This is a genomic window from Streptococcus sp. 210928-DFI.4.42, from assembly GCF_020554365.1.
Classification (GTDB): Bacteria; Bacillota; Bacilli; order Lactobacillales; family Streptococcaceae; genus Streptococcus; species Streptococcus parasanguinis_S.
Genome location: NZ_JAJCHF010000069.1, coordinates 1 through 295 on the forward strand (window position 1 = coordinate 1; position 295 = coordinate 295).

The 295-nt window shown below is 35.3% G+C and carries 1 tRNA gene; it reads left to right on the plus strand.

Annotated elements, in window-relative coordinates:
* The first annotated feature begins 95 nt into the window (after nt 1-95).
* A tRNA-Arg gene (locus tag LIZ08_RS10335) sits at nt 96-167 on the plus strand.
* Nucleotides 168-295: the final 128 nt, after the last annotated feature.

Consider the following 295-nt stretch of genomic DNA (forward strand, 5'->3'; position numbering starts at 1 on the left):
GACGACGAAATCGAATTCTAACGAATTACCGATTTCTGTCCCACTCTCTTTTTTACTTGTAAAATTTTTGAAAATTTGATATACTATAACAGTTGCCACCCTTAGTGTAATGGATATCACGTAAGATTCCGGTTCTTGAGATGGGGGTTCGATTCCCTCAGGGTGGAAAGAAGAAAAGGTTGAGTGTTCTCAGCCTTTTATTTTTTTATTCAATTAAAAAAGACTCTCGAAATTTGAGAGTCTGTACTGACCCCAAAAAGTTAGACAAATAATTTAAGTTAAGGATTTAGTCCTG